Raw genomic sequence first — 22355 nt, forward strand, 5'->3', positions numbered from 1 at the left:
CCCCGCACGCGACTAAGGGCGCAGGCATGCCTTGGCGGCTCCCCCCTATTGTGCGAGTGGTTCCGGAGGGGGGAACCACCGATGAACACCGATGAACACCGATAAAGCGTGCGGAGGCAGGGGGGGGCGGGGCCAGAGGAGTCCTTTCTTCAACGACATTCCCGCCTTCGGCGGTCTGGGGTTCGCCATGACGCCGACTGTGTCCGCCCCCCACTTTTGTGGCAGACATGTGGAGTGCGGTGGCAGAGCGCAGCGGCGACACCGCTTTGGCCGGGGGATGATCCCTGCCGCCCCCGCCCCGACGGACGCTTCTCTTTCTCAGAAAGCCAAAGCGGCGTCGTTGCCGCCGCACTCCAAGGGACGGTGCCGCCGTTGTTCCGCCCGTTCATCGCCTCGGGGTCTCCGCGTCTGCTACCATTGCCCCTCCACGGCCTCTTCGCCGTGGGGGAATGGACGCATGAGCGAGACGGCAACAGCACACACGGCGGCAACCGGGCCTGCGGCGCGGGGCGCGGCGGCGCGCGGCGCGCGGGGCACGGACCTGACCACGGGCAGCGTGCCCCGGCACCTGCTCGTCTTTTCGCTGCCCATCCTGATGGGGAGCCTGCTGCACACGGCGTACATGGTGGTGAACGCGGTGTGGATCGGGCGCTTTCTGGGCGCGGAGGCCATGTCCGCCATCACGGTGACCTTTCCCATTTTCTTCGTGCTGATGGCCGTGGCGGCGGGGCTCACACAGGCGACGAGCATTCTGGTGTCCCAGGCCTACGGCGCGCGGGACTATGACCGGGTGGCGCGGGTCATCGGGAACTCGACGGTCCTCATCGGGGGGGTGGCGGCGCTCTGCCTGGCCGCGGGCGGGCTGGGGGCGGAGCCGGTGCTGCGGGCCATGCGCACGCCGCCGGAGGTGCTGCCCATCGCGGTCTCGTACTTCCGCGTGTTTCTCTGGACAACGCCGTTCATGTTCGGCGTGTTTCTGCTCGCGTCGTCCCTGCGGGGGGTGGGCGACTCGAAGACGCCGCTGTGGTTCCAGGGGGGCTCCCTGCTGCTTACGGCGGCGCTGGACCCGCTGCTCATGTTCGGGGGACTGGGGCTGCCGCGCCTCGGGCTCAACGGCACCGCCTATGCCACCATCCTCTCGCAGGCCCTGGCGCTCGGCGCGCTGGCCTGGCATCTGCGCCGCCGGAACCACATCGCCTCGCCCCATTGGCGGCGCCTGCGCGTGGACGGGCCGACAACGCGGGTCACCCTGCGGATCGGCGTCCCCTCCATGCTCCAGCAGCTGCTGGTGTCCGTCGGGATGATGGTGATCGTGGGGCTGGTAAACCCCTACGGCGCCCACAGCTCCGCCGCCTTCGGCATTGCCATGCGCATAGACCAGATCGCGTTCATGCCCGCCATGGCCGTCGGCATGGCCGTGGCGACCCTCGCCGGACAGAACATCGGCGCGGGCCACTATGACCGCGTCGGCGAGGTGTTCCGGTCGGGCGTCGCGCTGAGCTGCGGCCTGACCGCCCTGGCGGCGGTGCTCGCCTTCTGCCTGCCCGCGTGGCTGATGGGCCTGTTCACGCCCGAGGCCGACGTCATCGCCGTGGGCGCGACCTACCTCCGCATCGCGAGCCTGGGCTACCTCCTGTTCGCCGTCATGTTCGCGGGGAACGGCGTGGTCAACGGCGCCGGCCACACGGGGGCCACCACGGTCTTCACCTTCATCGCCTTCTGGGCGGTGCGCATCCCCATGGCGGCGTTCCTGTCCGGCCACTGGGGGCGGGTCGAGGGGGTGTGGTACGGGAATCTGGCGGGGCTGGCGGTGGGCATGGGCGTGAGCCTGGCCTACTACTTCTCCGGCCGGTGGAAAAAGCCGGTGGTCCGGCGCGGGACTCCGTAGCGCGGGGGCACGAAAGGCGGGTGCCGCCGTAGCGCCGGCGTCTCGCCGGCCTTGCTCTGGTCTTGCTCTGGCCCGGCCGGGTTCCGTGCGCCCGAAGACAGGGCCGCCGGGACGGCGGCGTTACGCAACACGGGTCAATGACCCGGTCTCTTGCGGCGGGGGGGAGAGGGGCCTGAAAACAGGCGGGCTTAAAAGAAATGGCGTACCCGGAGGGACTCGAACCCCCAACCTTCTGGTCCGTAGGGACTAAAAGCGGGTTTTTCGAGTTTTCGCCCGCGCATCGGCGACGCTGTAAACCCTTTGTTTTCAAGTTTGTCTGACAAGGGAAGAATAACACACCTCGCATACAATTGCAAGTGATTTTACCCAAAACCGGGTAAATTACCTAGCAAGTTGTTTTCGGTGAGTGCATGAAGGGGTCAGGCATGACAAACACAATAGGACCGCGCCACAGCCCCGCAGAGCGCGTTTCTCCCTCCGGTGGTCTGTTCACCCGCCTCCGGTCGTGATCGTGCCCCCTGCGGCCTCTGTGGCGGTCTATTCTTGGAACCTTCACCGCCGCCACCTCACCACCTCACAGCGGGCAATGGTGGCGACCGCCGTGCTCCCGATGCTGGAGGAACAGGCGAAAGAGCGCATGAAGGAAGCCGGGGCGAAGGGTGCGGCAATCGCAGGGAAGGGGAGGCCCGCACAGAATGATAGGGGGGTCGCAAATTTGCGACCCCCCGAAGAGGTGGACAACAAACACCTCGCATCCGCAGACGCGGCCACCATGTTGAACGTCTCCCCGCGCAGTGTACAGACCGCCAAGAAGGTGCAACAGGCCGCGCCGGAACTCGCTGAAAAGGGAAACCCCCGGCCAGCGGGTGCCAGCCGGGGGCGGGGAGCATGTGCCCCTATGCCGAGAAACTATTTTTCGCGCAGATGGCGAGCGCGGAGCATGTCGCCCAGCGGTAGGGCCTGTCCCGGCTCCGGGAAGGGGTACACCGTCTCCCGGCTCCGGGCAACGGCCCTGATAGCCTCGGAAAGTTTTCCGTTAGGCTCATGCGGTCGGACAGCCTCGGCCAGTGCGGCGCGGATCATGCGGGCGAGGGGGGTGTTACTCTCCATTGGAAGCATCCTCGAGCATGTCGGTTATCAGGCGGTGCCCAGTGGCCAGCCGCGCGACGGCGAGGGCGCGGAAGCTCCGGGGCGAACACGCGCCGCCGAGGTGCCCCCCACGCTTCGGGTATGCCGCCGAAAACTCGCGGACCCGCCCCTCGGCCTGATGATGCAGCACATGGAGCCGCTGGGCCGCCGCGTGCATCTCCGCCACGGCGCGCTCGATGATCACGGCCTCGGCGTCCTGGGCCGCGTGAAGCTCCGCCAGGGCGTCGCCGACTTCCGCGCGCGCCTCCGGCTCGGCATCTGCGCGGGCAATGCGGACGGCCTCGGCGTGGGCGCGCAGAACGGACTCCAAGTCTGCGACTTCCCCCCTGTGCTTCGTGATCGTCTTGCGCGCCGTCTGTCCTCCCTCGCCGTCGGCGAGTTCCTGCGCAAGGTCAGCCTCGGCGCGGCTCAGTCCGCCGCGCGCGGCCTCCAGTTCGTGGGCGATGACAGCGGCGGCGGCCTCCAGGCTGCGGACGTGGTGAAGTGCTTCAATCATGGTCTGCCTCCAGAATCTGCGCGGCCAGCGCGCGGAGTTCGTCGTCTGTCATTTTGGTGTAGGGATTCTCCCCGCTGGGATCGGTCGGCGCGATTTTCTGCGGCGCGTCAAGGCCGTTGAGCTTCGCGCGCCGTTCCATGATGCGGAGGACGCGGTCGGCGGCGGGAAACACGCCCGCAAGTGCTTTTTCCCATAGCGCGGCCTGCATCTCGTCGAGTCTCTGGTTTTCCAGCTCGCGCAGATGCTCGGCCAGTTCGGCGCACTCGGCCAGCGTCTCGGCCAGCGCGTCGCGGACGTAACGGTAGGCGGTTGATGTGTCCACGCCGAGAGTGTCGCCGATCCCGGCGAATGTCAGGCCTTTGATTCGCAGTGCCAGGGCGTCGGCACGTCGCCCGGCGGCGGCTGCGCAGTCGGGCCTAGCCTTGGCGGTGTGTCTTTTTGTGGGCCGTACATTGTCAGTCATTAGCGCGCTCCTTCTTCCGGTCGGGGACCGCCCGCAGTGTGTGCGCGTCCGTGGGCGGCTTCGGCGGTGAGAGGCGCGGCATGGGCTTCACGGGCTTCTGGCGCGTGTTCGTGAAGTGCTGGCCGTGCCCCGCGACGATGACGCGGGCGGGCCTTTTGGGGGTGTCGGTCATTTTCTGGTTTCCTTTCACGGTTTGCCCGTTATGGCCTATTTCCGGCCCTTGGGGCGTTTTTAGGGTTTCAGCGGATACAGACAAGGCTGGGGAGGTGAACGCGTCTCCTGCGGCCTCCTGCGCGTTTCTTTTCGCGATGCAGTCGCGGAGTTCCACCACCAGTGGGCGGATTGTCTCCGCGTAGTCCATCCCGGCGGATTCAGCGTCACGGATGGATGCGTACAGCTCCCCTTCCCGGCGGCGCAGCCGCCCAGGCATGTCTTGGGGCGTCTGCGCCGATCCGCACCCTGTAGCGCAAGCGGAAGGGGGCGCGTCGGTGCTGCGCCCCTTCCTGCTAACGGGGGGGTTAAAGGGGGGGGATTCCGCCCTCTGCGTCAACCGCGTCAACCGCGTCAACCTCTTAAGGGAAACACGCGGTTGGCGCACCCGGTTGGCGCACCCTGCGGGGCGGTCAGAAGGGCACATCGTATTCCTCCTCCGTGTAAAGTTCATCGAACACCCCCCCGGCGGGCTGTAGTGTCTCGACTTCGTGACGGTTCGGCTTGCGGACAGTCTCGACGCGGAGTTTCCCGGCAGCGACAAGGGACTGGACAGCCGCCTCGACATCGCGGTTGCGCGCCCAGCCGACGGCGGCCAGGACGGCGGAAACCAGCCGCCCGGCGTCGCCCTTGCCTTGACAGACGGCGCGCGGGTTGATGATCACCGCAGGGTTGTTATGCACCCATCGCAGGACGGCCGCCTCGACTTCCCGGCGGTCATGCGTCACGGGGCCGCCAATGGACTCCAGACAGCCGCCGTCGCCCACGGACACAATGCGCAGATGCAGACGCGCCTCACCGCTGGAAAACTGCGGCTTAGTGTTACTCAATTCGAGGGTGCCGTCTGCGGTGCGTTTCAGCTCCCACGCGCCGCGCGCCTCATCGGTTACGGCGGAGCTTCCCCGGACATTCTCGGCGGATGCGTCGCCCTTCCCCGTGCCTTTGCGCGTGTGCGCCAATACCAGCACGGCGGCCTCGGAGTCCCGCGCAATGTCGCCCAGGACGGCCATAAGCTCGCCCATCGCGGCAGCGTCATTTCCGTCAATGGCACCCCCAGCACGGCGCAGCGTGTCCACCACGACTAGCGCGGGCCTCATGGCGCGGACCGCCGCGCGCAGCTCCCGGCAAAAGGCGGTCGGGCGGACATTCCCCGCGCGGTCAAGTTCTACCAGCGGACCGGGGGTGTCGAGGAGGTGGACATGCTGCGCCATGTCGGCGGCCATGCGGTCAGCGTCGAGGCGGTGGTGCATCTGGAGGGCGCGCCACCGTTTCGCGGCAATGTGGCGGGAGTCTTCATAGCTCAGGGTCACGACATCGCCATGGGCAAGAGGTGCCATGCCATTGATGAGCGCGCGGCCATGCGCGACGGACACCTCCAGACTGCGGGCAAGCATGCTTTTTCCGACGCCTCCGGGAGCCGCCAGCACCGTCACGACGCCGCGCAGCAACCAGCCGTCCACCAGCCACGGCAGCGGCGCGGAGGCAAGGCCGTCAAGGTTTGACAAGTCGGCGAATTGCAGCCCCGCGCCCGTGTCTCCGCTCAATGCGGCCATGCGCTCTAGGATCGCGGTTTCATCGTCTCCGGCGGTCACAGCGCGGCGCAGCTCCCCGGCCAGTGCGTCACGCTCGACCGCCCGCAGGAAGTCGCGCACATCGCCCGCACAGAGCGCGGGGGACTGTGTTGGCGGGGCCAGCGGGTCAAATAGCACCCGGACAAGACCGCTCTCGTTGAGACGGATAACGGCCTCATGGACGGCCTCCTCCGTGATCGGCGCGCGGTCTGCATCCATGCGCTTGATGATGTCCACCAACACCTCGAACGGATGCCCAAGTCCGCGCAGATCGGCAGGCAGGGACACCAGCTCGCGGACGGCCTCGGCGTTGCCCTGGGCTGCGCGACGGATCAGACGGCCCAGCGAGTCAGCGGCCAGCGATGCGGCGCGGGTGATGGGGTCCGCGCGTGGGGTCATTTCAAGCACCCTCGGCGACGGAGGTTTTCCCGCGCCTCGGCCACGGCCTTGTCGCGCTCGGCGTCGGTGCGGGTGCGCTCCGTCTGCGCCGGGGTGGGCGCGGCGGATGCAGTCAGCGGGCGGTCGGCCTGGGCCAGCCGCTGGCCGAAGTCTCGGAGAGCATCCTCCGTGACGCGAATCTCGCGCCCCATGCGGAGGTATTTCAGAGACACGCCACGGCACCCCTTGCGGCACCATCGCCACACTGTGACGGTGGACGGGCGTTTCCCGCCGCGCCCAAGGTATGCAGCGGCCTCAGGGAGTGTCAAAAGGGAGGGGGAGGGGGAGGGGGTCAAGGGAGCACTCATATCCGGCAACCTTTCAGTTACTGGTGTGCTCCTTTTGAAACATCGGCAGATACACTCTACCTTCGTTTCGCTCCGCATTATATCACACGTTTACCCCCATTGCAAGTGGTACAGCACACTACTTCACCACGCGAAAAGTCAATTTTCGCACTAATGGTATATAGCGCAATTCGCCTGTCATGGGACGGCGTTATTCTCGCAGTCGCGGCCATAGTTCACAAGGGAGCATGTCTCGCAGTCTCCGCCGTTCTGTGTGCAATAGTGCGGCGGCACGGTCCAGCCCAGGGCCTGGGCGGCCTCGCGGATCACCCGGCGGATGCGGGCATCCTGATGCACGTCGCGCGGCACCATGCGCCGCCGCGCCTCCTCCTCGGATTCGATCAGCTCGTAGTGGTGAAGGTCATGCGCAAACGCGGCGAGGTAATCATCATCGGAGGGCGCATCCGGCCATGCCCACGCGGACCCGGCGTTAGACTCGCAGGCCTCGACGAATTGCGCCAAAGTGAAAACGGCGTAGGCCTCGGCGGGCCTCTGGTGGGGAACCTCTACAAGAATGTGCGGGTACATCATCGGTCTATCCTTTCACGGTTTGAACATGGCACCCGACGGCGACAGACCACGGGCGCGCATGTGGTCTGCATCATCCAATTTTCGCGGCGACGGTGGCGGCCAGTGCTTTGTCGGCCTCGGCGTAGACTTGAGTTATTGCGGCGTCGGCGTGCCCCAGCGCGGCGCGCGCGGCCTCCAGTCCAAAGTGTTGACGGGCACGGGTCGCGTATGAGTGGCGCATCTGGTGAACGTGCCAATGGGGCACAGCCTCCCCATCCTCTAGCGGACGGCCCAGCTCCATTTCCCGCGCCTTGTTTGCCTTGCGCACCCCCACGGTGACGGCATGGCAGACGCTGGCGTTGGTGTAGTGCTCGCCCAGGGTCCGGTCGGTCTCGCGCAGGTTCGGTAGCTGGTTTGGTCTGCGGTGAACCCGGCATCCCTCAGACCATTCTTTCATCGCGTCGGCGGGAGGGAACAGATACCCGTCACGGTGGCGGAGCATGGCCTCTTTCAGTATCCGCTGGGCCTCCGGTCCGAAACAGATAACGCGGGTCTTGCCCAACCCGGCGGTCTTGTGATCTTTCGGGCTATAGGTCCAGACGGGGCCGGAGCGGTCAATGTCTACGGCTTTGACGGCCACCAGCTCGCCGACGCGGGCACCAGAATGCCAAAGCACCAGCACCAGCTCTCGGACGGGCCGGGGAAGGTGCGGCAGGGTGGCGGCGACGGTCGCCCACTCAACAGGACGGACAGGCTCCGGCTCCGTCGTGCCGGGTGCATGGCCGCGCCGCAGTCCCTTCACACACCGCAGGGCCTCGGGGATGGAACCGGGAATCAGCTCCATGGATGCGCCCCATGCAAAAATCGCGGTGACGGACTGCGCCATGCGGTTGACAGTCCGGCGGCTCAGTGTTCCATCGCACAAGGCCGCGCGGTATTGTTGGAGTGCCAGCGGGCCGTACTCGGCGGCTGGCATCCCCCCGGCAAAATCGGCGAAACGACCACACCATGTAAGCAGGGTTGAGCGGTGTGTGTTGTCAGGCAGATACCCGACAAGGTGCGCCGTGTATTTGTCCACCAGCTCCATGACGGTGATCAGCCTCGGAGACGGCGGGGCGGGTTGGCGACCATGGGACAGCCAGCGGGCTATCTCGGCCTGATAGCGGACCTGGGCGGCTTCGGGGTCACTTCCCAGCCATGTATCGCGCCCATTCAGGGTGACGCGGTAATGGCCTGTTCCCTTGTGAAAACGGAGCGAGGGAACCTTCTGGATTGCACGTTTGGACTTAATAGACATCGGCGGCGCAGCCTCCCTGCTAGGTAAATTACCTAGCGTTGTAGGGTTTAGCTGCGCCGCCGTTGGCGGGTAACGCTCGGCGTAAAGCCTTGCGTTTCAGCATCTTATAAATGGCGTACCCGGAGGGACTCGAACCCCCAACCTTCTGGTCCGTAGCCAGACGCTCAATCCAATTGAGCTACGGGTACGCTGCGCAAGCGTGTAAAGGATACCACAGCCGCGCCGGAGACGCAAGTTTTTCGCGCACGGCGGGTGTTTCCGGGGCCGCAGCCTACTCCCCGAAACTCACTTTGTAGAGGCGCACTTCGGCGTCTTTCACGTTGCAGGGGTCGAGCCGGAGACTGGAGCTGGGGCCGCGCCAGCGGGGGTGTTTCTCCAGGTCAATCAGCACCTCGTGGGGCGCGCCGTCGGCGGGAACGGCGAAGGACAGGGCGGTGGCCTCGCCGGAGGCCATGCCCCAGGGCGACCAGAAGAGCTGGCCGTGGACCGTCTCCACGCCGGGGGCGGCGACGGAGAGGGTCAGGCGCATCCGCCGGTGCGCCGAGGCGCGCAGGCCCTTGGTCACCGCGCGCAGCGCGGGGTCGGCGGTGACGGTGCGGAACACCATGGCGCCGTCGCGGAACTCGGGGGCGGTCATGCCCATGAAGGGCGACCACGCGCCCGGGCCGTTGGCAAAATCCCAGTCGAGGGTGGACGGCTGCGGGGGGAATTCGTAGGGGCCGAGGCCGAGGTCGGCGGGGCCGAGGTTCACCGGCCAGGCGGCCGGATCCCCCTCCGCGAAGACGGACCGGAGGGTCTCGTACATGGAGAAGCCGTATTCCGTGTTCGGCTCGATGTAGCTGCCCTCGCCCCATTCGTTGGCCGGGCCGAGCACGACGAAGGGGAGCTTGCGCTCCGCGCAGAAGGCTTTCGCGCTCTCCAGCAGGCTGCGGAAGGCCTGCGTGCTCCGGCCGCCGAGGACGATGGATTTGTCGCCGTGCCAGGGGCGCGAGTCCCAGCCCGTGTCCACCACGGGGTAATAGGTCAGGGCGCCGCAGGTTTCCGCGCGGCGCTTCCATGCGTCCGGGGCCGTGGCGGCGACGTCGTCGAAGCGGGCGAGGGCGGGGGCCGGGGCCGTCTCCACGGCGCGGCCCCACTCATGGTAGTTTGTCGCCCCGGCGTAGCCCTCCGCAAGGAGGATGGCGGCGTCGGAGGCCGACTCGTGGTCGTGCATGGCGATGAACTCAATGCCCGCGTGTCCCGCGTCCTTTGCCATCTGCTGCGAGTCCGCCAGGGCCGCCTTCACCTCCTCCGGACCGCCGAGGTCGCGCCGCAGGCCCGAGGGGGCCCACAGGAAGACAGCCGGCTTTCCGTTGATCCGGTAGTAGGCCGGCAGGGTGAAGTACTTCTCGATCCATTCGCGCGTGACGGCGCGCCAGTCCTCGCGGGAGTGGGTGTTGGGCGCATTGTGGTTGGCCCACATGATGGCGACCTCAAGCTGGTCGCGGTACCGGGCTTTCCGGTACGCCTCGAACCAGTGCGTGAGGTGCTGGTTCCCCGCGACCCAGTACCAGTCCACCAGGAAGCAGTTGATGCCGTTGTCCAGGGCCCATTTGATCTGCCAGTCCACAATTTCCGGGTTCGCCTCGTCGTAGTAGCCGAGCAGGGGCTTGCGCACCGGCGCGATGTTCCGGATGCAGTCCCACTTTGCGTCGTTCTCCCAGCCGGGGAAGTAGAACATGCAGACGTCCAGAGAAGTCTTCACCGGCGACGGCTGCGGGACATAGTCCGTCTTGGGCGCGCTCACCGGCGGCAGGAGCGAGAGGGTGGCCGCTGCCGCAGCGCGGCCCGCCGCATCGCGCAGGGTCACGGGCCGGTCGCCGGGCGTGTCCGCGCGGACGGTCCAGGACAGCGTGCCCGTCTCGCCCCAGCTCAGGGGGGTGCCCGTGTCGCCGTCGGGGCCGGACACCGTCTCCAGCCCCGCGGCGTCGAGGGTCCATCCGGCCAGCGAGAGGTTCTCCCCGCCCCGGTTGCGGACGGCGGCGACCACGCGGCAGTCCCGTCCCGCGCGGTTCACGCCGTTCTCCGCGCCGAAATAGGCGACCACGGGGCGCGCCTCCCCGGCGGGCAGGTCGGACAGGGCGAGGGACACGGCCTCCGTGGCGGCCGCGCCGGGGAACCGGACCCCCACTGCCGCCAGCGTGCCCGTCCAGCCCGGATTGCCCGCCAGCAGCATGGGATAGACGCGGGTGCCCGCGTCCACCTCCAGCGCCTCCACCTGAAGCCCCGGCCTGTCCGGGGCGATCCACAACACCTCCGCGCGGCCCGGCGCGGCCGCGCGGATCTCCACATTGGCCCAGCCGGCGTCCGCCGCCGCGATGTTCAGCGGGGGGGAGAACCTCCCCGCGTTCCCGGGCAGCGTGGTCCAGCCATCGGCCGTTTTCAGGAGTCCCGGATCGGTCAGCGGCGCCGTTTCGGCGGCATAGTCCTCCACGCGGAAATGGTCGAGGGCGAAGTCCATCTCCCCCTTGGGCAGGTCCAGCCGGAGCCTCACAATGCGCCCTTCCCGGTGCCATCCGGGCATCAGGACGACCTCCTCCCACTCCCCGCCCCCCCGCAGGGAGAAGCGCGCGGAACGCTCCTCTGTCAGCCCGCCGTAGGGGCCGTCCGTGTTGCCGGTCCAGAAGAGCTGCCCCTGCCCCGCCTGCCCGCAGCGGACGCGCAGCAGCACGTACTGCCAGGGGGTCGCCGGGAAATCCAGCCCCTCGATGGCGAAGAACGGGTCGCCGCCGGCGGAGCGGCCGCGCAGTTCCCCGGCCTCCACGGCGGCCTGCGGGATCCCCGCGTTGGGCTGCCAGCCCGCAGGCAGGTCTGTGCCGTCGAAATCCCAGGCGGGGAGGGCGCAGCAGGCGGCGGTGAGGACAAAGGCGGCCAGGGTGTTCATGGGATTTGTTCCTTTATGGTCCCGTGGGGGACCCTTATTCTTCCGGGGTTTCGGCGGCCTCCCGGAGGCCCGCGCGGTCAAGCACCCGGATGCGGCGGTTGGCCAGGCAGATCAGGCTCCGGTCCCGGAGTTCGTGCAGGGTGTTGGTCACCGCCTCCCGGGTCGCGCCGATGAGGTGCGCGAGCTCCCGGTGGGTGACGGCCACGGCGTCGGACTCCCCGCCGACATCCGTCCCGGGGACCAGCCGCAGCAGCATGGCGGCCACCCGGCGGCGCAGGGGGTACGAGAGGGTCTCCAGAAGCACCTGTTCCGCCGCCGCCAGACGCCGGCTGAGCCGGAGCGCCAGCGCCCGCGACACCTCCCCCTCGTCCCGGACCAGCCGGAGGAAGTCGCTGGCGCGCATCAGCGCAAGCCGGGCGGGGGTCAGGGCCTCGGCATACCCCGCGTGGCGGTCGGGCGTGAGCAGCAGGTCGTCTCCGAGCATGTCGCCGGGTTCCAGATGGCGCACGGTCCATTCCCGCCCGTCCGGCAGAACCCGGCTGAACTTCACCCGTCCCCGCAGCACCCAGTACACATGGTCGCAGGGGTCATCGGGGAAGAAGATGATCTGCCGGGGCTCATAGTCGCGGACGTAGGCGTACTCTTCCATGAGGGCCAGCGTTTGCGGGCTCATGTCCGCGAAGAACGGCTCCCGCGCCAGGGATTCGGCGGTTTTGAAATGTTTCAGCATGTTTCAATCCGTTTCCAGAAAGAACTCCCAGCCCGGGCCAGAGGGCCGCCACCAGAACCTAGAGCAGGCTGTCCAGCCAGCCCCGGGCCCCCTCCAGAAAGGGAAGCAGGGAGAACCTCAGAAGATAGAAACAGGTAACCAAAAACGCCCAGGCCAAAGCGGCTGAATACAGACCGTTTTCAACAATAACAGACAAAAGCGCATTCTTATTATCACGGGACCCGGGGGCCTTCCCGGTCTCCGGGCGGGGATCAGGAAGGGGAGAAGTAGAGAGGGGAGTCATGGCATGTGCACCTGGGCCACAGCGCTCAGTTCACCGGATTCCACCTTGGCGAGGACAGATATCTCCTCCACGCGGGCGGTCAACTGCCGCCAAGCCGCCAGAGCGTCATCGAAGGTTTTGATTATATTTGGCTGTATATATCCGAATTCCTTGTAGGATTCGTAAAGACCGGCCAGGGCGTCCACCGCCTCCTTGGGGTGAAGGGTCACCTGCAAGTTGCCCTGCTGGGCTTCGCCGCCCGGGGCGGCGGCGGTGAGGAGTGTCTGGATGTCATCCGCATTGCTCGAAAAGAGAACCCCCCCCTCGTAGTCCGCGAAGCAGGGCTTGAGCGCCGGTCCGCCGACCAGGGGCACCTGCACCACCGGAGAGTCGGGGCTGACGCGCGGCGTCCAGTCCACCTCGGGGTTGTCTGTTGGGACCGCCGGGGGATTCTCGCGCAGGGCGGCAAGCGCCTCCGCGCCCCCATCCACCGCCAGGACGGCATAGGGAACCGGAAGCATCTCGTTCAGGTCCACGCCCCGCCAGGCCAGCCGGGCGGAAGGCCCGGCCTTCTCCAGGATGCCGACGGCAAGGTTCGCCAGGGCGGCGTGGGGTCCGGCCTCCGGCGGGAGGGGCTGCAGCAGGGACGCGGCAAGCTCCTGTTTTCCGGCGAAGGCGGCCAGTTGCCGGACGGCGGCGGGAAGGGGCTGTCCGGCGTTGAAGGTCAGCGAGACGATGCCCGGGAGGGAGTGGGGGAGGGGCTGCGGGGCGAGGCCGGGCAGCAGGGCGTCCATCTGTTCCCGCCGTTGGGTGCTCAGGCGGGCGGCGAGGGAGAGGACGGCCTCCTTCTCGCGGACATGGACGGAGAGGCTGACCTGGTCGGCCCATTCCTCCAGGCCCGGCCAGGCGCTTGGGCTGATGCGGGCGAAGAGGTCGGCGCGGGCCGCGCCGGCGTGCCAGTCCTGGAGGGCCTGGTCGCCGAGGGCGTCCCCGTCGGCGAGGGTGAGGGCGTGGATGAGGGCCCGGCGCGAGGGGCTGAGCACGAGCATGCGGCCGCGGACGGCGAAATGGAGGCCCGACTCCGGCTCATGCTGGAGAAAAAGGCCCCCCGCGCGTTCCCGCTCCATGGCGGGCAGGAACCGGGCGAGTTTCATGGCCAGGCAGCCGACGCGGGTCATCTTGGAGACGACCAGCAGCTCGGAGAAGTCGTCCACGCGCGGACTGGACCAGAAACTGATGTCGGAGCTGAGGTTGTTGAGGAGCCATTCGGGCACGGGGGCGGGGGAGAGGGCGGCCTGGGCGGCCTCCCGCCCGGCGCTGCCCTCGGGGAGCAGCTCCCACATCTGGGACTGCGCAAGCAGGGCGCGCTTGCGCATCACGTTGTCCACGCTCGCCTGGAAGGCGGCGTCCTTCGGGAGCAGCCCGCCCATGGACCAGGTGTCCCGGGTGGTCCACCAGGCGGCGATCAGCAGGGCGAGGGCCGCGAAGAGCACCCACCCCCCGAAACGGCCGGCGCGGCGGCGCAGTTCGCGGCGGCGCCTCCGCACGCTGGTTCCCGTGGTGAAACTTCTAAGAACGTCGCTCATGGGGCTAGTCCTTCAACGAGACGGTTGTGTAGGGGCCGGGGCGGCCGTTTTCATCGGGAAACGCCACCTGCACCCTGCCGGACTTGGGGAGAAACACGGCGCTGTGCCGGGTGGCGGCGCTCCAGATCCGCGCGGCCTCGGGCGCGCTCTCGTCGGAATCCCCGAGAATGCGCTGCATTTCGCTGTCGCCGATGATGCGCTGCCCTTCGGCCAGGGCGGCGAAGCGGGCGTAGCGCGCGGCGTCGTCCGGCGCGGCGGCGGCCGACAGCGGGTCCACGCCGGGCAGCAGCCCGTTGGTCTCCGCGCGGCGCACCGTGACGGTCGGGCCGAACTCCACCACGGCGGCGGCGGCCTTCTTTCCGTTGAAGCCCGCCACCAGCACATGGACCCCGCGCACATGCGCGAGGGCCTGGAGGTTCGCCACGGCGGTGTCCGGCTTGTCCACGGATTGGAGCATGTCGCGCAGCAGCAGCTCCACCGGCGGGCCGTCCAGGGTCTCCGCGCCGGGGGTGACGTGCGGCAGGCGCTCCATGCAGAGCACCAGGCCCGCCTCGTTCATGCCCGAGAAGACCCCGGCGTTCCACGGGAAGCCGATCTGCACATAGGCGAGGCCCGCGTCCGGCTTCACCACCGAGACCACGGGCAGCTCGTCGCCCCAGGGCCAGTCGAGGTTCCGGGCCACCAGCAGGTCGTCCGCGCCCGCGGGAATGCCCGTGGCGGCGACCATGGTGCACAGGGGCGCGGTGAAGAGCGGCGACTTGTCCTCCAGGCGCGAGAAGAGGGGGGCGGCCTGGAGGAGCCACACGGCGTCAAAGGGCAGGCCCGCGCCCTGGGCCAGCCCGGCCATTTCGAGGAAGGTGGAGTCCGGGGTGCCCCTGAGGGGCCGGCGCGCGGCCATGCCCAGGATGGGCAGCATCAGCGTGGACGGGTCCATGAACGCGGGGAACTTCGCCCAGAGGCTCTTCGGCGGCGTCCATTCGCCCGCCTTCACGGGCCGCTCCACCCGCTCCAGCCAGCGCTGTTTCAGGTTGTCGGCGAACACGCGGCCCCGCGCCTCGCCCACGGTCTTCGGGTCCCCCGCCAGGCGCAGCAGCACGGCCCCGCCGGGCAGGTCCTCGCGCGCCTGCGGCTCGGCGGCCGGCGGGTCGGGCGCCGCCTCGGCCCTGCTCATGAGGCGGGTGAACTGCGTGTAGAACCAGTCCTCCATGAGGGGGCCGTAGAAGCTCATGGACGCCTCGTAGTTGTACTCGGCGTAGAGGCTGCGCGGGGTGAAATACATGAGGTAGTCGTTGGCCAGGCCCACGGAGAACTGGGCGGCGTAGCCCTTCTCCAGGGCGCGGCGGCGCAGCTCCAGCCCGATCTCCACGCAGGCCTCGCCGGGCAGGAAGGTCACCAGCAGGTCGTTGATCTCCAGCGCCTGCAGGAGCACCTTTTTCGGCATCATGTCCCCCGCGAGGCTCAGGGGCAGGTCCGGCTCCGCCGACGCCACCCGCAGCGTCGCCTCGCCGCAGGTGATGGAGGGCAGCGCCTCCTTCACCCGCTCCGCCAGCGTGCGGCCCTCGGCCTCCGTGCGGCCCCAGTCCGTCTTGTTCTGCGGCGGCGAGCCGATGGTCTGGTTGCCCTCCGTGCTGTTCAGGAAGAGGGGCACGCACTCCGGGCGCGTCAGCGCCTCCAGGTGGGAGCAGTAGAAACCCGGGTAGTCCGCGGACACGCTGTACAGGTTCTCATCGCCCACCGAGGTCGGGTGGGCCGCCATGTTCGCCACCACGCTGATCGGGTTGCCGTCCGCGTCCTCCACGAGGATCACGCCGATCTGCGGATCCGACGGCCCGTCGCCGAAGCGGCGGTTGTGCGTCAGGTCCGTCTGCGCGAGCGTGCCGTGGCCCACCGCCGCCCGCGTGCGCGTGTCATAGGCCTGCTGCATCGCCTGGACGATGCCCGTGGCCGCCGCCTCCAGCACCTCCGGCATGAAGCGCCCCGACACCAGCCGCACCGGCATCTTCCGCGTCATGCCGCCCGTGCCCGAATGCGTGTGCGTCGCCGCCAGAATGATGTTCTCCCGCGGCGCCACGTCCGGCGCCAGCTCCAGCACCCGCGCGCGCAGCTCCGGCGGCACCGCCACCAGGTCCAGGCTCACCAGGAACAGCCGCGTCGTGCCGTCGTCCAGATACAGCGCCCGCGCCCACAGCGGGTCATGGACCGCCGTCGCGCCCCGGCCCATGCGGGCCCCGTAGCCGTTCAGCGGCGCGCCCAGCGGCGGTGTGATGTCCGCCTTGCCCGCGCCCGCCTCCAGCGCCCCCGCCCCGGCGGGAAACAGCCCGGCGGCCAGCAGCACCGCCGCCGCAAAACCGTGAATCGTCTGTGCGAGAGAAATGCGCATTGTCAAGCCTCGGAAGTGTGCCGGGCGCCCATTCCCGGCCGGCCGCCGCGGCGCGGACACACCGCACCCGCAGCATGGGTCAAGTGTAGCACGCCGCAGCCCGCAGGGGGAAACAGGGGCATCGCCGGCTCGGGGTGGACGGAGTGGACGAGGGGAACGGAGTGGACGGAGTGGACAAGGAAAAGGCGGGTTCTGTCCGTTTCGGTCCGTGCCCCGTCCGTGCAGGTCCATGCCCCCCCACGCCGGGCACGCGCGCGCAGCGCGCCTTGGAGTGCGGCAGCTTGCTGCCGCCTTCCAGACCGGGCACCATGAGGACTGCCGTGCGAACATCCCGGGCCCGGCGTTTCTCGCGCGCCCCGCGCGGGCGAGCCCGCGCGAAGAAAGGCGGCAGCGAGCTGCCGCAGTCCAAGGCGCTTCGCGCACTGCAAACACTGGGGGGTATTGTGGACGCGGGGGGCCGCTTAGTCGTGCCGGTGCTCTCCGTGGCGGTCCTCACAGAGCGAGCCGTCGCCCCGGCAGCAGAGGTTCTGGCCGTTTTCGCCGGGGACGGGGCCCTTGCAGCCGAGCTGGCGCTCGCCGATGCGGCGGCGTGCGAGGAGGTGGACGCCGCCCCACACGAGGTAGATGAGGACGAGGGCGGCGGCGGCGACGGCTATGTTGAGCAGCACGGTCTGCATGGGGACGGTCCTTCAGGAGCGCGCGGTGCGCATGATGGCCTTGTCGAGTTCGAGGGGCGTGCCGCCGGGCACGCAGAGGTACTGGTCGAAGTCCGTGTAGCCGACCTCGCGCAGGAACTCCTCGTCGAGGACGGCGCGGCCGTTGGACTGGTCCGGGTGCGCCAAGATTTCCCAGGTGGCGTCGGCCACGATGTCGGCCTTGCGCCAGATTTCCGGCGCGCCGAGGCCGAAGTTTTTGGTGGCGTAGGACTCGATGACGGTCTTGGGCCAGAGGGCGGTGGCGGCGATGTTGTAGGGCTTCAATTCTTCGGCGAGGCCGAGGGCGATCATGGTCATGCCGAATTTGCTGACGGAGTAGGCGATGTGCCCGGGGACCACTTCGAGGTCCACGGGGGGTGACATCATGATGACATGGCCGCTTCCCTGCGCCTTGAGCGTCGGAAGGAAGGCCTCGGTGACGGCGTAGGCGCCGCGCACGTTCACCCCGACCACGAGATCGAAGCGGTTGAGGGGCGTCTCGTCCATGTTCCGCCACCACAGCGCTCCGGCGTTGTTGATGACGGCATCCACCCGGCCAAACTTGTCGAGCGTGGCCTGGGCGGCCGCGCGCACCTCGTCCGCGTCGCGGACATTGCAGCGCACCGGCAGGACCTCCACGCCCAGCCGGGCAATCTCCTCGGCGGCGGAGTAGATCGTGCCGGGGATGCGCGGGTCCTCCTCCGTGCTCTTGGCGGCGACCACGATGTTCCATCCCTCTGCGGCGAGGCGGAGCGCGCAGGCCTTGCCGATGCCCCGGGTGGCTCCGGTGATGAATGCGACTTTGCCCATGGGGTGTCTCCTTGTGTTGAACAACGCCAGCATAGCACAGGCGGATTCCCCCATGATGCCGATTTGTGGGCTGGGCGGGCTTTCACCTTTGACACCTTTCGCGGTAATGAAAACTGCAACAACTGCGGTATTCCCGGAAAAATCCGGAAACGGGTTGACATCTTAGTGCGAAAATGGGTACAGTACGTATAGACGGTACGAGAACTGCGAATTTTGCAGTGGCGGCTCCGCGTGGGCGGGGCCGAAGGGGCAGTGCAATACAACGAGGCGAGTGCCTGTCGCATTTTCATCCAATGGAGGACTTTTTGCCATGACAGACCGGGAACAGAAAGCCTTTACGACGTTTGAGGCGGCGAAAATCTGCCACGTCACGCACCACAGCATCAAGAACTGGATCAAGCAGGGGCTGATCAAGGCGTCGCGCACGCCCGGCGGCCACTACCGCATCCTGGAGAAGGACCTGGACAAGTTCCGGGAGCGGTTTGACATGTTCCCCCGGGAGAAGGGCCCGTCCACCAAGCGGGTGATGGTGGTGGACGACGATCCGGACGCGCTGGCGCTGATGGACCGGATCCTGTCGGACGAGGGGTTTGAGCTGGTGAAGGTGGCCAACGCGACGGAGGTGGGGCTGAAGGCGGTGCAGATGACGCCCGACCTGATCCTGCTGGACTTTCTGATGCCGGAGATCAACGGGTTTGAGGTGTGCTCGGCCCTTCGGGCGAACGAGCTGACGCGCAGCATTCCGATCATGGCGGTGACCTGCCTTTCCAAGGAAAAGGACATCGAGCGCATCTTCGCGTCCGGGGCGGACGACTACCTGTCCAAACCGTTCAAGGTGGACACCCTTCTCGCGAAAGTGCGCGAGCTGGTGGGCAAGGGGCGCAACGCGGAGTAGGACCCCTCCAAGGGTCCGGCCCGGGAGCGATCCATGCGCAAGATGCTGACGCGCGGCAGCCTGGAACGCCGTTTTGTGGTCTCCATCCTCTGGGTGGGCGTGATCCCCATGATGCTGGCCATGGTGATCGGCTATCTCGCCGCCCGTGAGGCCCAGCAGATCGCCACCCTGCAGAACCTGTCCACGGCCGCGAAAAAGACCGCGGACGGGATCAACCTCGCCATGGGGGAGCGGGAGTACATGATCACCCGCCTGGGCGCGTCGGCGGCCCTGGTCCAGTTCCTCCAGGAGCACGCGACAGCCCCCTCCACCTCCGCGGAGAGGGCGCTGGCGGTGCTGCGGGCGGACCTTTCCGAGAGCAGGGGCCGGACGCTGGACGCGGGGCTGTACGATCTCCAGGGCCGTCTGGTGGCGGCGGCGGGCGGTCCCGACCAGATACTCCCCGGGGACCTGAGCGAGCCCGAGCTGATCACGGGGGCGCGCTTCGTGGACATCCGCTACGTCGCGGACACGGAGCAGTATGTGGCGGTGCTCGCCGCGCCTGTCCGGGCCGCCGCCGGGGGCGGGGTGCTGGGGTACCTCGTGGAGGTGCAGAGCCTGGGCGAGCTGCTCGGGTTCATCCTCGGCGACCGGAGCCGCGAGACCGTCCGCTCCGGCGTCTACGACCGCTACGAGATTGTCATCTACTCCGAGCGCGCGCGCCTGGTGGTCTACCCCGACATGACCTCGGAGGGGGAGGCGGCCCCGCCGCGCTACGCCACGGTGGACCCCAAACTCGCCGAACGCTTCACGAAGTACCCCGAGCGCGACTCGGACGCCTTCTTCCTGTGGAACTACGAGTCCGGAGACAGGCGCGCGCCGGTGCTGCTGGCCTACCAGCGGCTGGTGCCGGGGACGGACGTGTTCGTGGCCGTTCACCGGCCCACGCCGCAGGTGTTCTCCCGGATCAACCTGGCTGCCCTGGTGACCCTGGCCGTGACCAGCGTGCTCATCGGCATTTTCTGCGCCGTGGCCTACCGGATCGTGAACAACACCATCATCCGCCCGCTCTCGCTGCTGAGCGAGGGGGCGCAGATCGTGCGCCAGGGCGACCTGGACCTCAAACTCAAGGTGGAGACGGGCGACGAGATCGAGGAGCTGGCCACCTCGTTTAACGAGATGGCGGCGGCGCTCCGGCACAACCTGGGGCGGCTGCGCCAGTCCGAGGAGAAGTACCGGAACCTGGTGACGTCCATGCGCGACGGCCTGTTCCAGACCGGGGCCGATGGGGCACTGGCCTTTATCAACCCCGCCGGGGTGGAGATACTGGGGTTTCGCGACTACGGCGAGGCGCTGGGCGTCTGCCTGGAGGACCTGTGCGAGGATCCCGCGGAGTGGGGCCGCCTCGCCGACGGCGCCCCCGGGGAAATCGGGGCCCGCCCCATCCGCATCTGGATGCGGCGCCCTGACGGGGGCCGTGTCTGCGTGGAGCTTGCCGGGCGGCGCCTGGTGGGCGAGGACGGGGTCTTCGAGGGGGTCGGCGGCACCTTTCGCGATGTCACGCGGAACGTCCTGCTCGAGGGGGAGGCGGGGGAGCGCGCGGAGCGGATCGCCGTCATCAACCAGATCGCGAACGTGATTAATTCCAGCCTGGAGGCGGGGCTCCTTTATGAGAGCCTCACGGCGGAGCTGCGCCGGGTGATCCATTTCGACTATGCCGCCCTCTCGCTTCGCCTGGAGGACGACCCGGACCATTTTGAGACCCGCCAGCTCTGGCCCGAGCCCCGCGAGGGGCGCGAGCAGTTCCCCCGCCTGGACGGGGGGGACAGCTGCGCGGCCTGGGTGGTGGCGGAGGGGCGCGCCCTGCGCGCGGAGGACATCCAGTTCCCCGGGAGCGTCTTCGCCTTCCAGTTTCCGGAGACCATCCACGGCGTGCTGTGCGTGCCCCTGTTCGCGCGCGGCGAGGTGATCGGCGCGCTGAACCTCGGCTCGTCGGTTTCGGGCGGCTTCGCCAACCACGAGGCGGCGGTGCTGGAGCAGCTCTCGCCCCACCTGGCGGCGGCGCTGCGCAACGCGCACCTGCTGGAAAGCCTGAAGCAGTCCCTGGAGGAGGTGACGCGGGCGCGGGAGAAGCTGCGGCTGGCCAACGACGAGCTGAAGTCGCTGGACGAGATGAAGACCAACCTGCTCTCCAACGTCTCCCACGAGCTGCGCACGCCCCTGGTGGCGGTGATGGGCTACACCGACATCGTGCTGAACGAGAAGGCGGGGCCCGTGACCGACACGCAGCGCGAATACCTGCGCATCAGTATGCGCAACGTGGAGAAACTCGTCACCCTCATCGAGAACCTGCTCGACTTCTCCCGGCTCCACCGGGGCGCCGAGGAGGTGACCTTCACGCGTTTTGACCTGCTGGACTGCGTGCGCGCGAGCATGGAGAGCGTGAAGCCCCGCGCGGACACGCGCGGCATCACGCTGCGGTGCGAGGTGCGCGACCCCTCCGGCGCGCCGGCCGCCGGGCCCGTGATGGTCGAGGGGGACAAGGGGAAGCTCGGCCAGGTCTTCAACAACCTGCTCTCGAACGCCGTGAAGTTCAACCAGGACGGCGGCGAGGTGGCCGTGCTGGCGGAGCTGCGGCACGGCACGGTGTCCATTTCGGTGAGCGACACGGGCATCGGCATTCCCCCGGAGGCGCTCGACAAGGTGTTTGACCGCTTCTACCAGGTGGACTCCTCGTCCACGCGCAAGTACGAGGGCACCGGCATCGGACTGGCCATTTCCCAGGACATCGTCCGCCTGCACGGCAGCCGCATCACCGCCACCAGCCGGCTTGGGGAGGGGGCCACCTTCCAGTTCACCCTGCCGGCGGTGCGCCCCGAGGAGCCCGGCGGCGGGGCGGGCGCCGCCTTCTCCGTGGAGACGCGCCTCCTGGTCGAGGTGGTTGCCCAGGACCGGGCCCTCTCGTTTCAGCTGCGCAATTTGCTGGTCCCGGACGGCATAGACGTGATTCACGCCCCGAACCCGTCCGCCGCGGTGGCGCTGGCCCGGCGGTACAGCCCCGACTGCCTGCTGGTGGACACGGAGGCGGGGCCGCTGGGCGCCTTCGTGCTCGAGGAGATGCTGCAGGAGCCGGCCGGCGCCGAGGCGCCGATTGTCCTGATCACCAACGACGACGCCCTGGCCGAGAAATACCGGCGCAGGCACCTGGTCGCGGCGCGCATCCGCCGCACCTTCCGCAAGAGCACCCTCCTGAGCGCCATCCACTCCGCCGTCAGCGGCGCCACCGAGGCCGCGCACAACCTCGGCGCCCGCGTCCTGTGCGTGGACGACGACCCGGAGATCGGCCGCGTGGTCGCCCGGTTCCTTGACGACGAGGGATTTGCCGTGGACATCGCCACCACCGGCGCCAAGGCGCTGGAGCGGGCGAAGACCTGCGACTACTGGCTCGTGCTGCTGGACATCGCCCTCTCGGACATGGACGGGTGGGAGGTGTGCCGCCGCGTCAAGGGCGATCCGGAGCTGGCGGGCATCAAGGTGTTCCTCGTGACCGGGCGGCCGGTGGACAGCGAACCGGCCCTGCTCCGTGACTCCGGGGCCGACGGCTACCTGCTCAAGCCGTTCCACGGCGAGGACCTGATGACCGCCGTCCGCGCCTTCGACGCGCAGCGCCGCAAGGGCTAGTGCATCTTGGGGCTGAGATGCGGCATTCTCAAGGGGGTGTCGTGC

At 68.4% G+C, this 22355-nt stretch carries 16 protein-coding genes and 1 tRNA gene; 3 read left to right on the forward strand and 14 right to left on the reverse strand.

The genetic code is table 11. The features are described from left to right. Positions 1 to 457: 457 nt before the first annotated feature. Positions 458 to 1888, forward strand: a complete 1431-nt coding sequence (locus GXY15_05005) for an MATE family efflux transporter (GenBank protein NLV40571.1) — start codon at positions 458 to 460, stop codon at positions 1886 to 1888. Positions 1889 to 2987: 1099 nt separating this feature from the next. Here the strand turns inward: GXY15_05005 and GXY15_05010 are convergent. The 14 genes from GXY15_05010 to GXY15_05075 form a co-directional block, all read right to left on the reverse strand. Then, the gene (locus tag GXY15_05010) at positions 2988 to 3533 is read right to left on the reverse strand and encodes a hypothetical protein (protein NLV40572.1); all 546 of its coding nucleotides are present in this window, start codon (positions 3531 to 3533) and stop codon (positions 2988 to 2990) included. Then, positions 3526 to 3996 carry a hypothetical protein gene (locus GXY15_05015; GenBank protein ID NLV40573.1) on the reverse strand — a complete coding sequence of 157 codons (471 nt, stop codon included), beginning with the start codon at positions 3994 to 3996 and terminating at the stop codon, positions 3526 to 3528. The genes GXY15_05010 and GXY15_05015 overlap by 8 nt, the downstream gene beginning before the upstream one ends. Further along, positions 3989 to 4168 carry a hypothetical protein gene (locus GXY15_05020; protein NLV40574.1) on the reverse strand — a complete coding sequence of 60 codons (180 nt, stop codon included), beginning with the start codon at positions 4166 to 4168 and terminating at the stop codon, positions 3989 to 3991. Before GXY15_05020 ends, GXY15_05015 begins: the two co-directional genes overlap by 8 nt. A gap of 451 nt (positions 4169 to 4619) precedes the next feature. Continuing rightward, positions 4620 to 6176: an AAA family ATPase gene (locus GXY15_05025; GenBank protein ID NLV40575.1), complete on the reverse strand. Its 1557-nt coding sequence runs from the start codon at positions 6174 to 6176 to the stop codon at positions 4620 to 4622. Continuing rightward, positions 6173 to 6511 (reverse strand): helix-turn-helix domain-containing protein, encoded by a 339-nt coding sequence (locus tag GXY15_05030; GenBank protein NLV40576.1) that lies wholly within the window; start codon positions 6509 to 6511, stop codon positions 6173 to 6175. The genes GXY15_05025 and GXY15_05030 overlap by 4 nt, the downstream gene beginning before the upstream one ends. Before the next feature lie 189 nt (positions 6512 to 6700). Beyond that, positions 6701 to 7093, reverse strand: a complete 393-nt coding sequence (locus GXY15_05035; GenBank protein NLV40577.1) for a hypothetical protein — start codon at positions 7091 to 7093, stop codon at positions 6701 to 6703. Positions 7094 to 7163: 70 nt separating this feature from the next. Then, a complete protein-coding gene (locus tag GXY15_05040; protein ID NLV40578.1) occupies positions 7164 to 8369 on the reverse strand; it encodes a site-specific integrase in 1206 nt (401 codons plus the stop codon). Positions 8370 to 8480: 111 nt separating this feature from the next. Continuing rightward, positions 8481 to 8557: transfer RNA gene (locus GXY15_05045), tRNA-Arg, on the reverse strand. A gap of 83 nt (positions 8558 to 8640) precedes the next feature. After that, positions 8641 to 11292, reverse strand: a complete 2652-nt coding sequence (locus GXY15_05050) for a hypothetical protein (GenBank protein NLV40579.1) — start codon at positions 11290 to 11292, stop codon at positions 8641 to 8643. 34 nt (positions 11293 to 11326) lie between these two features. Further along, positions 11327 to 12022: a Crp/Fnr family transcriptional regulator gene (locus GXY15_05055; protein ID NLV40580.1), complete on the reverse strand. Its 696-nt coding sequence runs from the start codon at positions 12020 to 12022 to the stop codon at positions 11327 to 11329. A 279-nt stretch (positions 12023 to 12301) separates the two neighbouring features. Beyond that, positions 12302 to 13870, reverse strand: coding sequence for a hypothetical protein (locus GXY15_05060; protein ID NLV40581.1), 1569 nt, complete (start codon positions 13868 to 13870; stop codon positions 12302 to 12304). A 4-nt stretch (positions 13871 to 13874) separates the two neighbouring features. Continuing rightward, on the reverse strand, positions 13875 to 16250 hold the full coding sequence (locus GXY15_05065) for a hypothetical protein (GenBank protein NLV40582.1): 2376 nt from the start codon (positions 16248 to 16250) through the stop codon (positions 13875 to 13877). A gap of 461 nt (positions 16251 to 16711) precedes the next feature. Then, entirely contained in the window at positions 16712 to 16927 is a 216-nt protein-coding gene (locus tag GXY15_05070; protein NLV40583.1) for a hypothetical protein, read from the reverse strand. Between the two features lie 12 nt (positions 16928 to 16939). Beyond that, positions 16940 to 17755, reverse strand: coding sequence for an SDR family oxidoreductase (locus tag GXY15_05075; GenBank protein ID NLV40584.1), 816 nt, complete (start codon positions 17753 to 17755; stop codon positions 16940 to 16942). Positions 17756 to 18065: 310 nt separating this feature from the next. Between GXY15_05075 and GXY15_05080 the strand changes: the two genes are divergently transcribed. Both GXY15_05080 and GXY15_05085 read left to right on the forward strand, forming a co-directional pair. Beyond that, complete coding sequence (locus tag GXY15_05080; GenBank protein ID NLV40585.1) at positions 18066 to 18650, forward strand: response regulator; 585 nt, start codon at positions 18066 to 18068, stop codon at positions 18648 to 18650. Between the two features lie 33 nt (positions 18651 to 18683). Continuing rightward, entirely contained in the window at positions 18684 to 22310 is a 3627-nt protein-coding gene (locus GXY15_05085; GenBank protein NLV40586.1) for a response regulator, read from the forward strand. Positions 22311 to 22355 lie beyond the last annotated feature (45 nt).

It is taken from the genome of Candidatus Hydrogenedentota bacterium (genome assembly GCA_012730045.1).
GTDB lineage: Bacteria > Hydrogenedentota > Hydrogenedentia > Hydrogenedentales > CAITNO01 > JAAYBR01.